Source organism: Marispirochaeta aestuarii (assembly GCF_002087085.1).
In the GTDB taxonomy this organism is placed as follows: Bacteria; Spirochaetota; Spirochaetia; order JC444; family Marispirochaetaceae; genus Marispirochaeta; species Marispirochaeta aestuarii.
This window is the reverse complement of sequence record NZ_MWQY01000005.1, coordinates 45456-59563: the sequence shown is the minus strand read 5'-3', so window position 1 is coordinate 59563 and position 14108 is coordinate 45456. Positions and strand designations below refer to the sequence as shown.

Sequence of the window (14108 nt, the reverse complement as noted above, 5' to 3'; positions counted from 1 at the left end):
TCGATGCACAGGGAAGTACCCTTAACCAGATACGGCGCATCCACACAGGGATCGATGCGTTCAGTAAGATTAACAGGAGGTCTTATGTCGGACCGTGACCAGACACCGAAGGGCTTTCCCTTTCCGGTGCGGCCGAAAATGATAATACTGGCGATTGTGGTACTAATAATCGCCGGTACCGTCATGTCGAGTTTCTACGTTGTCGACCAGACAGAGCAGGCGGTGACTCTCTTTCTGGGAAATTTCAAAACAATCACCGGGCCGGGGCTGCAGTTCAAGCTGCCCTTCGGCATCGAACGCAACTACAATGTTCCCACCCAGGTAATCCAGACCGAGCAGTTCGGTTTCCGTACAGAAAGGGCCGGAGTCGCCTCAGTTTATTCCAAAGCGGATTTTCCCGAGGAGTCCATCATGCTCACCGGGGACCTCAATATCGTGGATGTGGAATGGACTATTCAGTACAGGATTGTCGATCCCCGGGCATGGCTCTTTAATGTTCAGGAACCAAAACGGACAATTCGGGACATCTCCCAGTCCATCGTCAACCGTCTGGTGGGAGACCGGACCATCTTTGACGTAATCGGATCGGAGCGAACCAACATCGAGATCCGGGCCCAGGAAACCATGAACAGTATACTGGAAAGCTACGGCCTCGGCATCAACATAACCACCGTCAAGCTGCGGAACATCGTTCCCCCCGCCGGTTCGGTTCAGGACGCCTTCGAGGATGTCAACAAGGCCATCCAGGACATGGAGCGTCTTATAAACGAAGGCCGGGAGCAGTACAACAAGGAGATCCCCAAGGCCAAGGGACAGGCACAGCAGCTCGTACAGGAAGCCCAGGGATACGCTGCGGAGAAGGTCAACCGGGCCCAGGGAGATGTGGCCCGCTTCAGCTCGGTACTGCAGGAGTACCGCCGGAACCCGGACGTAACCCGTTCCAGGCTCTACATCGAGATGATCGAGGACGTCTTCGGCAACGACCCGGGATCCGATCTTATCGACCGCAATCTGGAGAACTTTCTACCCCTGAAGAACCTCCAGGGACAGGGAGGACTTTGATATGAAACGACTTGCAACTGTACTGATAGTAGTAGCTGTACTTCTGGTGGTCTTCGTGGCCCTGGGCCCCTTCTATATACTCACCGAGGGAGAGCAGGCGGTGGTAACCCGTTTTGGTGCCATTGTTTCCACTGCCAGGGATGCGGGGCTGAAGTTCAAGATGCCCCTTATCGATACGGTGGTCAAATACCCCAAGAAGATTCTCTCCTGGGACGGAGACGCCCAGCGCCTGCCGACGGCGGAAAACCAGTTTATCTGGGTAGACGCCACCGCCAGGTGGGAGATCTCTGATCCGACCCTCTTCTACGAATCCGTAACCTCCATGAACCAGGCCTTCGCCCGTCTGGACGAGGTTATCGACTCTTCGATTCGGACGGTTATCGCCGATAATCCCCTTTTTGAAGCGGTACGGAACAGCAACGTGATCAACGAGATCGACCGCAGCGAGGTCGTCCGTGTGACGGCGGAAACGGAAGGAGAAAAAACCGAGGAACTGCCCGACGAGGACAGCCCGGCTATCATCGACGCCAACAAGACCTATCCCGCGGTAAACAAGGGACGAAACATGCTCTCCGAGGAGATGCTTGACGCCGCCGCCCAGGTAACCCCCCAGTACGGAATCGAGCTGATCGATATCGTTATCCGGCAGATCCGCTACTCCGACGACCTTACCGAAAGCGTCTACAACAGAATGATCGCTGAACGGAACCAGAAGGCCCAGGAATTCCGCTCCCGGGGAGAAGGTCAGAAGGCCTTCTGGCTCGGTAAGCTGGACAACGAAAAGCGTACAATCCTCTCCCGGGCCTACACCGAGGCGGAGACAGTTAAAGGTAACGCCGACCGTCAGGCCGCCCAGATCTACGCCGACGCCTACAGCGCCGACGAGGAGTTCGCCATATTCTGGCGATCCCTGGAGAGTTACCGGAATACCATGAACAAGTTCAACAAGACCCTGACAACCGATATGGAATACTTCAGGTACCTCTACGATCAGGACGGAGAATAGAACCCCTGAATTGAAGGATACCCGGTATGCCGTCAGGCTGCCGGGTATTTTTTTCTCCACATATATTAGTGTTTTTATTATATTTATCCCATGGAATACAGACTGGAAAAAAAGCGGATAATACTTTATATCGCTCTCGCGATACTCGTCTCTTTTACGTTGCTGTCCTTATATCCCCGGGAAGGTTCCAGGGATTCTCCCTACAGGGATCCTGAAAACCTTAAGCAGCTCGTCGATGACCAGGATTCTTCCTATCTGCTGCTGGATGTACGTACCCCATCGGAATATTCTTCCGGATATATCCCCACAGCACAAAACCTGCCGCTTCAGATTCTCGGAGAAAACCTTCCCGAGACGTCCCGGGATTCCCTGATAATCCTCTACTGCCGATCCGGCAACAGATCGTCCCAGGCAGCGAGGCTGCTTCATAAAGAGGGGTACACGAATGTCGTCGACTTCGGCGGGATAAACCGCTGGCCTTATGGGCTCAACCGCTGAAACGCCGCAGGGCTACCTCGTTAAGGGCTCGAAGTTTTTCAAGAGCCCTTTCGCCTGACATGATTTTTAAAGCCCGGGAATAAATATCTTTGTAAATATCACGATATTTTTTATGGGCCAGCTTTTTAAGAAGCAGAAAAAAGCGCTCCTCCAGGAAGCGGAGTTCTCCGTTATTCTCCCCTGATCCGTCAACCAGGGAAAGCAGTACCTCAGCCTCCTCCAGGTTGTCCGTAAAAGAAGCAGATTTAAGGAGCCCCAGGCATGTTTCCAGCTCATCATCGTCGAGGTAATGAAAATCCTTCCGGCCAAGGGCAGACAAATCCGGTTTGAATCCGCCCCTGACAGGAACTGCAACTTTTCCGACGCTTCCAAGAAGAAGTACTCCCCCCTTTACGAGTCCCGTCTCTTCAAGTCGTCCGGGATGAAATCCTCCCTGCAGCAGCTGTCCAAGCTCCTGCATTCTGATAAACCGGCGGATCTTTTCCGTGTCCCGGGAAGAGTGTCTCCCGGTACTCTCCACCACGAGCTGAAACTCGGTTGTGAGGTTCCTTCTGTTCAGCCCCTGCCTGCCTCCCCGGTACTGAACGTAATCATCGGCAAAAACAGAGAGGCGGCCTCTCTCGGATAGAAGATCACAAAGCTCGTCGAAGGAGATTATGCCGTCGCTGTTATAGCTCAGAACAATGTAGCGGGAGTCGGTTCCGGCGAGCAGATTCTTGAGAGCAGCCGCAGCTGTTTTTTTTATGCAGTAGGCGCTCCGGGTCCGTACCCAGTCTTCACGGATGCCCGCCTTTCGTTTCAGACGCCCGTCTTTTCCCAGTTCCAGGGGAACCTCCGGCCGGTCCCAGCGGGCAAGGGTATTCAGAATATGATAATTACTTCCGTACTGGTGAATGGTATATGGCGGATCCAGGTAACAGAGATCTGCGCTTTTGCCGCGGACCCATTCGGCCGCATCGCTGGAACCGACCTCTCCTTCGGGCCCCTCGATGAGCACAGGACACTCAAGTTTCATGGGGGCCATGATACGTTTGAGGGCATCGGAGCCATGACCGCCGAAGCCCTTGTGGAAGGCTTTGAATACCCCGGAGGTATTGGCGTGGGTTGCCGCCTCGTAAAGGAGCAGAGCGATCAGAAGTTCCCGTTCATCCAGACTCTTCCCGTCATCCATCTCCTCGATCGGATACTCCCGTTCAATCCAGCTCCGTACCCGGTCAATGAACAGGGCATTTTCCCGGGTATAGAAGAGCCGCTCGGTGCGATAATCCGCGTTTTCCGTAGACCGGGGGGCGTAGTACAGGGAAAAACAGGTCTCCCCGGCTTCCGCTGTATCGGTATTCAGCCGGGCAAGGAGCTTCTCGAGACCTCCGTAACGGGAAAAGAGACCGGCAGACCCTGCGGGTGTGAGTCTCAGATACACCCGGTTTATTATCCTGCTGTACTCCTCCCAGTCGTTTGCATGAACCCGGTACCCCATGGCGCGGCCGAGACGCGACACGGCGCCGCTTCCGGCAAAGGGGTCCAGCATGTCGTGTATGGGGTGCCGGTCCTCCAGACGCAGAAAGAGCCGGTGCAGAGAGGGCAGAAGCCGCCTCTTGTTTCCTATATAGGCGATCAGCTGTCGTTTAAGATAGTCCGAAGAAAGGTCCGCCGCGGGCATCAGATCAGTCCGGCAGATAGGAGGCTACATTGTTCTCGGTTTCAAATACTTCCACCCTGTCCAGATGAACAGAGGGTATTCTGGGGGCCATCTCTTCATAGATGTAGCGGGCAATAAGTTCGGCGCTGGGGTTCCCGGAACTGAAAAAGGGGTGCTCGTTCAGATTGCTGTGGTCCAGACCGGCAAGGACTTCCTTTAAGTGGCCTTTTACTATACCGAAGTCGATGAGCATTCCACCGGCATCGAGCCGGCTCCCGGAAAGATATACCCGGACCTTGTAGTTGTGGCCGTGAAGGTTCTCGCATTTTCCGTGATAATTTTTCAGGAAATGAGCGGCGGCGAAGTCTCCGTTGATTCGTAACTGATACATCCTGTTTCTGGCCTCTGAACTCTATTTGTGGCACCTGTGCTTCTTAATTCGCGCCGCTTGTCCGTCGACGCATCTCCGGGTTAGACTGTACAAAATTCCCTGGTCGGATTCGTGTAAAAAGGAGTCTGTAAAGTCGTGAAAAATCCCACTGCAAGAGCCAAAAAAAGAGTATCAGACTTCGTATCTCCTGACAACATCCTCGACAGCCGGGGCCCGGAAAATCCTGAGGTCCGGGGGATGGCCTATGATTCCCGGGAAGTGGAAGAGGACTTCCTCTTTTTCGCCCTCCCCGGGGTTCATACCGACGGCCACAGCTACATTCCCAGGGCCATAGAAATGGGTGCCCGGGTTATAGTTCACAGCAGCCCCCTTGATTCATATGACCCGGAAATCTGCTATCTCCGGGTGGAGAATTCCAGAACCAGCATGTCCTCCATGGCAGCGGCTTTTTACGAACACCCGTCACGACAGATGATAGTCGCAGGGGTTACCGGGACGGACGGCAAAAGTTCCACCGTATCGTATCTTCGCCAGCTTATTGCCGCCGCCGGTTTCCGCTGCGGTTTCCTTTCCACCGTTGAGTTTCACAACGGCGAGGAACTGAGCAAGAACGCTTTTCGTCAGTCCACCCCGGAACCGCCGGAGGTCCATCGTCTGCTCCGGGAAATGGCTGACCGGGGCTGCGACTACGCGGTCGTGGAAGCCACGTCCCATGGACTCTCTCCCCGGAATAACCGCCTGGGGGATGTTGATTTCAACCTGGGGATTCTGACAAACATCAGTCACGAACACCTGGAGTTCCACGGAACCATGGAGCAGTATGTAAAGGACAAGTCCCGGCTTATGGCCTCCCTGTCGGAAAGTCATTCCGTCGGACCCACGGCGGTACTTCCCGCGGCGGAACACTATCTGCCCAGGTTTGTGGAAGCCGCCGAAGGAAGCCGGGTCGTACTCTATGGAAGCAATACTCCGGAAGCCGACTACAGGGCCGCGGACATTCATGAAGACGAAGAAGGTATACGCTTCAGCCTGCACCATCAGGGAGAAAGCCGGCCCTGCTTTCTCAGGCTCCAGGGACTCTTTAACGTGGACAACGCCCTTGCCGCCCTCATCGCGGCTGGAGAGATGCTGAGAAAACCCCTGGAAGAGCTCATTCCCCTCCTTCCCGGGCTTCAGGCGGTCCGGGGTAGGATGCAGGCGGTCCGCAGGGGTCAGCCCTTTAGCGCTCTGGTCGATTACGCCCACAGTCCCGGAGCCTTTGAAAAGCTCCTTCCCCTGCTCAGGGAACGCTGCCGGGGACGCCTGATCGCCCTCTTCGGCTCAGCGGGAGAGCGGGACCGTGAAAAGCGAGCGATTCAGGGACGCATCGCCTCGCAGTACTGCGACATGGTCTTTCTCTGCGACGAAGATCCCCGGGGGGAAGACCCGGTCTCCATTCTTGAAGAGATCGCCGCAGGCTGCGAGGGAAAAGCCCGGGGGGAGAACCTCTTCCTCATTCCCGACCGCAGGGAGGCGATCTCCCGGGCCTGTACCATGGCGAAGTCCGGGGACCTCCTGGTCTGCCTTGGCAAGGGTCACGAAGGTTCCATTATCTATGCCGATGGTCCCCGCCCCTGGGACGAAGAACAGGCCCTGATCGATGCCCTCGAAGGTTTGGGTTATAGATGAGTTTCAGCTCCGCGGTCATCGATATTGTCCGCTCCATTCCCCGGGGCAGTGTCGCGAGCTACGGGCAGATCGCCATAATGGCGGGGAATCCCCGGGGAGCCCGGGGAGTTGTGTGGATTCTGCGTTCATCCAGCCGAAAGTACGACCTTCCCTGGCACCGGGTTCTCAGGGTTGACGGGTGCATAGCCCTCAGATCCGGGGATGGCCGGGAGGAACAGATCTCCCTGCTGGAAGCCGAAGGCGTCCCGGCCCCAGCCGGCCGGGTAGATATGCTCACGTATCGATGGAACCCCCGAAAAATGCAGAACAGCTGAAACCGTGTTTACCCGGCTTTCTCTTCCGTGGTAGGATTTATTCACGGGATCATGTATCATTTTATTACAGGTTCTCATACATCAGGAGGTACTTGGAATGTCAAAAAAAGAGGTTATTGCTATTCTGTACGGTGGTAAATCCGGTGAGCACGAGGTTTCCCTCCGCTCCGCCTGTTCGGTGTACCATCATATCGACCGCAGCATCTATGTACCTCTTTTAATTGGTATAAGCAGGGACGGCCGCTGGTACCTGCAGCCTGAAACAGACATCCCCGGGGATACCGAGATTCTGCCCCTTGCAGAAGATGAGGAAGCCCTGGTATCCGCCCTTCCCGGAACCGGCCTCATCTGCAAAGGACGGCAGCTGGATATAGATGTCGTCTTTCCGGTCCTCCATGGTACAAACGGAGAAGACGGCACCGTCCAGGGGCTCCTGGAAATCTGCAATCTGCCCTATGTGGGTGCCGGGATCCTTGGCAGTTCCCTATCCATGGACAAGGCTGCTGCCAAGGAAATCTGGGCTGCCCGGGGACTGCCGGTTGTCCCCTTTATCAGGGTTGATGGGGATGCGTTCTCCTCCTCCGATCTCTGGGATGAAAAACTGAAACAGCTTAAGGACAGCTTTACCCCGCCCCTCTTTATAAAACCTGTACGGGCCGGCTCCTCCGTTGGAGTTTCCAGGGTGGAAGGCTGGGATGCTTTGAATACGGCCCTCGAGGATGCCCTCCGGTATGACACCGCCGCCCTGGTGGAGCCCGCAGTCAACGGCCGGGAGATCGAGTGTTCGGTAATCGGCAATTTTCATACCCGCAGCTTTCCGCCGGGGGAGATCCTCCCCAGCCACAGTTTTTACGACTACGAGGCGAAGTACATCGATCCCGACGGCGCTGCCCTCCTGCTCCCGGCGGACATTGACGATGAAACGGCTGCCGAAGTGCGCCGGATTGCCGAGGAAGCCTACAGGACCGCCGGAGTCGAAGGCATGGCACGGGTCGATTTTTTTGTGGATCGTGACAGGGGCGGAATATTCCTGAACGAGATCAATACCATACCGGGATTTACCAGCATCAGCATGTTCCCCCGAATGTGCGAGGCCGGAGGTCTCCCCTATTCAGAGCTGATTCGGGAAATGATTGAACTGGGCAGGGAGCGCTTCGAAAAGAGAAGCCGATGCGTCTATTCCATCATGAACCCGGGCGGATCAGTCTAGGGCTACCAGTGGTTATAGGAGACTATCTGATCCGCTGCTCTTCTGGGAGGACGCAGCGGCCGATGTTCTGGATGCCCCAGGGCAAGAAGCATCACGACCCGCATTGAATGGGGTACCGAAAGGATCTCCTTGACCAGGGTCTCGTCGAAGGTAGTTACAATTGAACTTCCCAGCTTCTCCTCCTCCGCCTGGATCATCATGAAGGCCACAGCAGTGGCTATGTCTATGGGATAGGAAACCTGCCCGTTGGGCATGCGGTAATCTACGTTAGTGGTACAGGCCGCTATAAGAACAGGCGCGGAGGAGACATGGGGTTCATTGTAGGCGGCATCCTGAATCTGCCTGAGAACCTCGCTGTCCTGTATTACTACGAAGCGCCAGGGCTGGCGATTTTTGGCTGAAGGAGAAAGGCGGGCGGCTTCCAGAATTGCGTCTAGACTTTTCTGGACCACCGGCTCGCCGGTAAAATTCCGGATGGTAACGCGGTGTTCTATATGGGGAAGCAGGGTCATATCGGATCCTCTCTCTTGACCATTGAAATCAATTTTCCGTATGCTACTTCGCAGATGAAACGTTCTCTTTCAACGATCGTTTTTCTCCTGTTACTGGCATATACCTTACCAGGTCAAAGCATTATTCGAACCCCCATGGGGGAGATCCTCAACGATCTCACCTATTTTAACAGCCTCTACCCAAGACTGGAAGGGGCCAAAGGCGAAAATGCGGCTTTTTTCTATATAGAGTCGGTACTTGACGACAACAGGATCGACTATACCCGGAATCCCCTGACGCACCTTCACAACGCTCACTCCTTCTCATCTTCCCTGCTTGTCGAGATTCCGGGAGAAAAACCGGACACCCTGAACATCCTGGTCCCCGTGGACCAGTCTCGAAGCAGTACACCCGGAGCGGATGGCTCAATCAACCTGGCCCTGGGACTTGCCCTGACGCGGGAATTTTATAACAGGGAGCTTCCCATCGGTTTGAGAATTATCTTTCTGGGGGCCGAGTTCAGCGGAGAAAAGGAAGTTCAGCTCGGTTCCGAAAATTTTCTTTCGGATTTTTTTCCCGAAGAACCGCAGGCTTTTCTCTATCTGGATCTGAAGGGTATTCCCGATGAGATCCTGATCCAGGCGGGAGGAGAGGGCATTGTCGCCCCCTACTGGCTTGTCGGGAGGACTATCGCATCCCTGGAGGGGTCCGGGCTAGCCTATCATTTTGAGAACAATGAAAACCAGATTCATCGACTTGGAATGTGGCACAGTCCGACCCGGATCAATCCGTACCTGCAGGCCGGGTATCCCGGCATCACCCTGCAGGGAGAGGCTGCTCCGGAAGCAAAGAATACCATCCGGTGGATCACCAGTTTTTTTTCATTTTTCTTCTTTTTTATGGAGGAAAACTCCGGAGGATTTTCGCAGGTCTGGGATCGGCACTACCTCTACTTTGATGTACTGGGGGCCCCTTTTTCCATTGGTGAAGGTGAGTATATAACCTTTCTGCTGGGGGTAATAATTCTGCCCCTGGGATACCCGTTTTTCCGGACCCGCCGGTTCCAGCGCTATTTACGGACAATTCGCCGAAATATATGGGCGATCCCGGTTCTGCTGTCCCTGATTTTCCTGTTTCTGCTCATCGGGACCTATGCCCTCAAGGGGCTCCTTATTGTGCGGGATTTTCCGACCATATGGCAATACACACCTTTTACCGCCTTCCTCATCAAAAGCGGTGTAGCCATGGTGCTTTTTTTTCTTCTCTTCGGACTCCTGCGCCGGCTGCCCTTTTCTCACAGCTCATCCTTCTATACATCCTCTGCCCTGCTGTTTTTCATGTTCTCGATTATGATTCTGACCAGTCTCGACATCTCCATGACGGCTCCCCTGCTGTGGGCCTTCGGGTTCTCCTTTCTCTTCAGCATTGTCCCTTCACGGCTGATTAAGACCCTGATGCTTGTTCTCTCCACCGTTCCGGTGCTGCTGGTTTTCCATAACGTCTTCGCGGAACAGGCGACCAGGGTGATTGAATATCTGCTTCTTTCACCTCTGTGGGGAAACCTGTTTCTCTCCCTGCTGATACTGCCCTATCTCCTGATGCTTATTCGTCTGGATTTTCTTTTTCGTCATCCTTCCATGAGCACACAGAAAAGGATCCTCATTAACGCCGGCATTATCACTCTCTCCATAAGCTTTATCAGCTTTCTCTACATCCTGGGGTACGACCCCTACTCCGGTTCAAGCCCCCAGCCGGTACGGGTAACGGAAAAGATTTCAGCCGAAAGCATGCTGCGGGTAACCAGCGTTTCAAGTCCGGCACCCATCCGTTCCCTGCTGCTCTTTGAAGAAGATGGCAGTCAGGATCTGGTATTCAATACCCGGAAAGCTGTTTTTGAGAGCAGCTACGACACTCCCCTGCTTACCACATCCATAAACCTGGAGCGTTTCCTGGACCGGGACCGCTTCAGGATCTCCTTTTCCAGCGAAAAACAACCGGACAGTCTCGAAATCACCTTCCACGGTACCGATGATTTCCTGATATACGATATCCAGTATCCCTATACCCTCTCGGATGACGGAACACGAGCCCGTGTTTATATTGGACGGAACCCGCCGGTCCCCCTTGAACTGGATACAATCTTTCTTGCAGGAACGGTCCGGACCATGCGCGTACGGGCTGTTTTTTCCGGCCCCTTCGAAGACCGCAGGGTAATGGGAAGCGATTACAGCGTCCATCACACCCGGGAATACTCGGAGGATATAAATTTATTTGAATTGACACCCCCGTAATCTCTGAATTAGGATTGAGCCTATGAGAAATACCCTGAAGATACTCCAGATAATCTTTCTTTTTATCCTTGTTCCGGGACTCCAGAACGCCTTTGCAGCTCCCCGAATAGTGGACAATACCCTGGGTTCCCGGCTGGGTACCATTTTTCCGGAACTGCGCCAGGGTTATATCGATCTGAATCAGAACGGAAGTCTGGATCGTCTGGAAGACATGGATGAACTGGTTCCGGAATCCCGGCTGCGGGATGAAATTCTTCAGGTCCAGGAGATTTTCGATTTTCTGATTGAGAATTACCGTTATCTCCCTCTTGCTAAACTGAGCTCTGTACGGGACGCCCTTGATGATCCCCAGGGCGCGATTCCGGAAATCCTTACAATAAACTATCGCACCCGAATCAGCGCCCTTATCAGGGAGCGGGAAGCCATGGGAGAGGACGGGCTGTACCTTTCTCCCTCTGCCCGCCGCAAGGCCCTGGACACCATGGAAGACCTTATATCCCGGCTGAACCTTGCCTACCAGAAGGAGTGGCGTCAGGCGGAATCCGATTTTGTCGAAGCCAGGGACGAGCTCTTTACCCTGCTCGACAGGGGCTATCCTCTCCCGGAAAACCTTTTACCCGAGGACTACGCAATTTTCGAAAGCACCCTGATAAACGCAACCATGCCGCAGAGGGCGGATAATCCCGAACGCTCCCTCATTGCTGTCCTGACCCTGGGAAAACTGAAATCCGACGCCGCCGTTCCCTACCTGATCGACCTGCTGCAGCGGGACACCTTTTCCAGGGAAGCGATCCGTGCCCTGGGCAATATCGGGACCCCCGACGCCCAGCAGATCCTGCTGGAAAAGCTGAAAAGTGAAGAGACCGGCGATGCCGAGGCCCTTGAGTGCATACGGGCACTGGGAAAGATCGGCGGAAAAGAGAGCGCGGATACCCTGCTCGATATTCTCAAGAGTGAAGAGTCTGAAATCAGTACGGAAAAAGAACAGGAAATCCTGGGAAGTCTCAGCGATATGGCCGCCGGAGGATACACTGACCGTAGAATTTCAACCCTGTTGACGGAGTATCTGGAAAATCCTGATCCCTCCTTCAGGACCATTGCCATCCGGGGGCTCTCTTTCTATGCCGATCAGGCATCCTCGGTACAGGTACTCAATGCCATGAAGAACGACAGAGATACGAAGGTGGTATTGGCTGCCGTGCGTTCCGCCCACCATATAAATCATCCCTCCACGGTCCCCACGATGGTGGGACTGCTTCGGGAAGGGAACCTCAGTCCCGATATGACCGGTGAGGTCATCAAGGCCCTGGGGCAGCATCCCGACGGGGTCCGGGGGGCGGTAAATATCCAGGAATATCTGGGAGATCCTGAGCGGGAGACCCGGGAAAGCGCCAGGGATGCAATGAAAGTCCTGTACGCGCAGAATGCCCAGGTGGTCGCAAGCTCACTGGCCCGGGGAATTGCTGCATCCAAGGATGAACTCTACCTGAAGGAGGCCTCCTCGCTGCTCGCTGAGCTCGCCGACCCTTCGGCGGTGAATACCTTCTTCAGCCTGCTGACCTCGTCTTCTCCTCAGGTACGCAAGAACGCCACCTGGGGACTCTACCGGATAGGGGTCTCCGGAAACCTCCGTGTCCAGACAGCCCTGCAGAAGCTCGTTACCAGCGAGACTGAACCCCTTGAGGTGCGCATCAATGCCCTCAGGGCACTGGTAAAAGCCGGAGAAGACCACCCCAGCATGCTGCTGTGGCAGACCTTCTCTACTGTGGCTAAAATGCGGGGAACAAAATACTCAATACTGCGTCTGTATGCCCTCCGGGGACTTGGTGCCCTGGGAACCATCAACGACGAGGTACGTTCCGTTCTTTTTCTTGTCGCCAGGGGCGAACAGGACCAGAGCCTGAAGGAGGAGGCAGTGAAGGCCCTTCACAGCATCGGGGCTTCATCCCCGGGAGTGGAAAACACCCTGGCGGAAATCGCCGGTAACGGCGAAGGAGCCTCCCTTCCGGTGCGTATCGCCGCTCTCAAGGCCCTGGGAGACATGTCTTCCCCGGAAACCGGATCAGCTGCCAGGTCGCTGCTGGAGGAGGAACCCGGCCGGGAGCTGAAACGGGACATTGTCTATGCCCTGGTAAAAAGCGACAGCGACGATGCCTGGGAGGTCCTTTTCGACCTGTCAGCGGATGAAGATATCAACGAACTCCTGATTCCCTTTTTGGAGGAGGGAGACCCGGACACTCTGGAACCCCTGATCAACCGGAGACTGAAACGGGAAGAGAACCAGCAGATACGTACGGTCCTGGAGGCTCTCCTTATGAGTTATTCCCGGGGTTTATAGGACACTACAGACAGGCGGTATGGAACCGGTTATTTTCCACGTCGATCTCGATGCCTTCTACGCCTCGGTGGAAGAGCATGATAATCCGGAACTGAAGGACAAAGCGGTTATTATCGGGGCGCTCCCCGGTCATCGGGGAGTTGTCTCCGCCTGCTCCTATGCGGCCCGGCGTTTTGGCGTGCGCTCCGCCATGCCCATTTCGGAGGCCTACCGGCGCTGCCCCGACGGAGTCTATCTGCGGCCCCGCATGGAACGATATCACGAGGTTTCGCTGCGGATAATGGAAATTTTCGCCGACTTCTCTCCCATTGTTCAGCAAATCTCCGTGGACGAAGCCTTCCTTGACATGAGCGGTACACGTCGGCTCTACGGCACTCCCATTCAGGCTGCGGAGAAACTCAAGGCGGAGGTCCGGCGGCAGACCGGGCTCAGCGTCTCCATCGGTATTGCCTGGAACAAATACCTGGCAAAGCTGGCCAGTGATTTCCGGAAACCCGACGGAATGTACCAGGTTGTTAAAGGAGAAGAAGAGGCCTTCCTCGATCAGCTCCCGCTGAAGGACCTCTGGGGGCTGGGCGCCAAGGGGCGTCAGCGTCTGGAAGAACTGAATATCCGGGACATTCCCTCTCTGAGGATGTATCCCCTGGGAATCCTTAAACGTCAGCTTGGTGCCGGAGCCGCGGAATTCCTGTGGGACGCGGTACACGGCAGGGATCCGGGTATCTTTTCGCAGGAGCCGAAATCCCGCTCCCTCAGTACCGAAACGACCTTCGGCCGGGATACCGCCGACGAAGAGGGGCTCAAGGCCGGCCTTTTGGATTTGAGTCACCAGGTAATGTTCAGGATGATGCGGGAAGGCTTTACGGGTAAAACGGTTGTCCTTAAGCTGCGCTTTGCCGACTTTTCAACCACCACAGCCCAGACGACCCTTGTATCTCCCGTGGTTTCGGCGGAGGAGCTCTATGGAGAGGTCCTGAAACTCTTCGCCAAACGCTGGTCAAAGGGCCGGGAGGTACGGCTTATAGGTGTGGGCCTCTCTAATATAGAACCCGTACATGCCGCCAGGCAGGGGGACCTCTTCGAGGACCCCCAGAACAGGAAGAAACGGGTGGAAGAGGCGGTGGTCATGATCCGGGACAGGCACACCGAGGACGCCCTGGTCAAAGCACGGCTGCTGCATCCGAAAAAGCGGAGCTGAT

12 protein-coding genes are annotated in these 14108 nt (G+C 55.2%); 9 read left to right on the top strand and 3 right to left on the bottom strand.

Annotated features, from left to right (window positions below; translation table 11 throughout):
- Positions 1 to 84: 84 nt before the first annotated feature.
- The 3 genes from hflK to B4O97_RS05490 all read left to right on the top strand — a co-directional run bounded on the left by hflK (position 85) and on the right by B4O97_RS05490 (position 2566).
- The gene (gene hflK / locus B4O97_RS05500; RefSeq protein WP_083049031.1) at positions 85 to 1062 is read left to right on the top strand and encodes an FtsH protease activity modulator HflK; all 978 of its coding nucleotides are present in this window, start codon (positions 85 to 87) and stop codon (positions 1060 to 1062) included.
- Between the two features lies 1 nt (position 1063).
- Complete coding sequence (hflC, locus tag B4O97_RS05495) at positions 1064 to 2068, top strand: protease modulator HflC (RefSeq protein WP_083049030.1); 1005 nt, start codon at positions 1064 to 1066, stop codon at positions 2066 to 2068.
- 90 nt (positions 2069 to 2158) lie between these two features.
- Positions 2159 to 2566, top strand: a complete 408-nt coding sequence (locus tag B4O97_RS05490) for a rhodanese-like domain-containing protein (RefSeq protein ID WP_083049028.1) — start codon at positions 2159 to 2161, stop codon at positions 2564 to 2566.
- Here the strand turns inward: B4O97_RS05490 and B4O97_RS05485 are convergent.
- Positions 2556 to 4226, bottom strand: coding sequence for a DNA adenine methylase (locus tag B4O97_RS05485; protein WP_083049027.1), 1671 nt, complete (start codon positions 4224 to 4226; stop codon positions 2556 to 2558). The two genes, B4O97_RS05490 and B4O97_RS05485, sit on opposite strands and share 11 nt — an antisense overlap.
- A 4-nt stretch (positions 4227 to 4230) precedes the next feature.
- The gene (gene queD / locus B4O97_RS05480) at positions 4231 to 4596 is read right to left on the bottom strand and encodes a 6-carboxytetrahydropterin synthase QueD (RefSeq protein ID WP_083049025.1); all 366 of its coding nucleotides are present in this window, start codon (positions 4594 to 4596) and stop codon (positions 4231 to 4233) included.
- 135 nt (positions 4597 to 4731) lie between these two features.
- Here queD and B4O97_RS05475 point away from each other — a divergent pair, with 135 nt between their 5' ends.
- The 3 genes from B4O97_RS05475 to B4O97_RS05465 all read left to right on the top strand — a co-directional run bounded on the left by B4O97_RS05475 (position 4732) and on the right by B4O97_RS05465 (position 7788).
- On the top strand, positions 4732 to 6264 hold the full coding sequence (locus tag B4O97_RS05475; protein WP_233142943.1) for a UDP-N-acetylmuramoyl-L-alanyl-D-glutamate--2,6-diaminopimelate ligase: 1533 nt from the start codon (positions 4732 to 4734) through the stop codon (positions 6262 to 6264).
- Positions 6261 to 6578, top strand: a complete 318-nt coding sequence (locus tag B4O97_RS05470; RefSeq protein ID WP_083049024.1) for an MGMT family protein — start codon at positions 6261 to 6263, stop codon at positions 6576 to 6578. The genes B4O97_RS05475 and B4O97_RS05470 overlap by 4 nt, the downstream gene beginning before the upstream one ends.
- Before the next feature lie 97 nt (positions 6579 to 6675).
- Positions 6676 to 7788: a D-alanine--D-alanine ligase family protein gene (locus tag B4O97_RS05465; protein WP_083049022.1), complete on the top strand. Its 1113-nt coding sequence runs from the start codon at positions 6676 to 6678 to the stop codon at positions 7786 to 7788.
- Positions 7789 to 7790: 2 nt separating this feature from the next.
- On the opposite strand, the gene B4O97_RS05460 is transcribed toward B4O97_RS05465, so the two are convergent.
- On the bottom strand, positions 7791 to 8300 hold the full coding sequence (locus tag B4O97_RS05460; protein WP_083049020.1) for a nitroreductase family protein: 510 nt from the start codon (positions 8298 to 8300) through the stop codon (positions 7791 to 7793).
- 54 nt (positions 8301 to 8354) lie between these two features.
- Here B4O97_RS05460 and B4O97_RS05455 point away from each other — a divergent pair, with 54 nt between their 5' ends.
- From B4O97_RS05455 to dinB, 3 genes are read left to right on the top strand one after another with little or no spacing between them, the layout of a single operon-like run.
- The gene (locus B4O97_RS05455; RefSeq protein ID WP_143305553.1) at positions 8355 to 10571 is read left to right on the top strand and encodes a hypothetical protein; all 2217 of its coding nucleotides are present in this window, start codon (positions 8355 to 8357) and stop codon (positions 10569 to 10571) included.
- Between the two features lie 22 nt (positions 10572 to 10593).
- Positions 10594 to 12909 (top strand): HEAT repeat domain-containing protein, encoded by a 2316-nt coding sequence (locus tag B4O97_RS05450; protein WP_083049017.1) that lies wholly within the window; start codon positions 10594 to 10596, stop codon positions 12907 to 12909.
- A 19-nt stretch (positions 12910 to 12928) separates the two neighbouring features.
- Positions 12929 to 14107 carry a DNA polymerase IV gene (gene dinB, locus B4O97_RS05445; protein WP_083049015.1) on the top strand — a complete coding sequence of 393 codons (1179 nt, stop codon included), beginning with the start codon at positions 12929 to 12931 and terminating at the stop codon, positions 14105 to 14107.
- Position 14108: the final 1 nt, after the last annotated feature.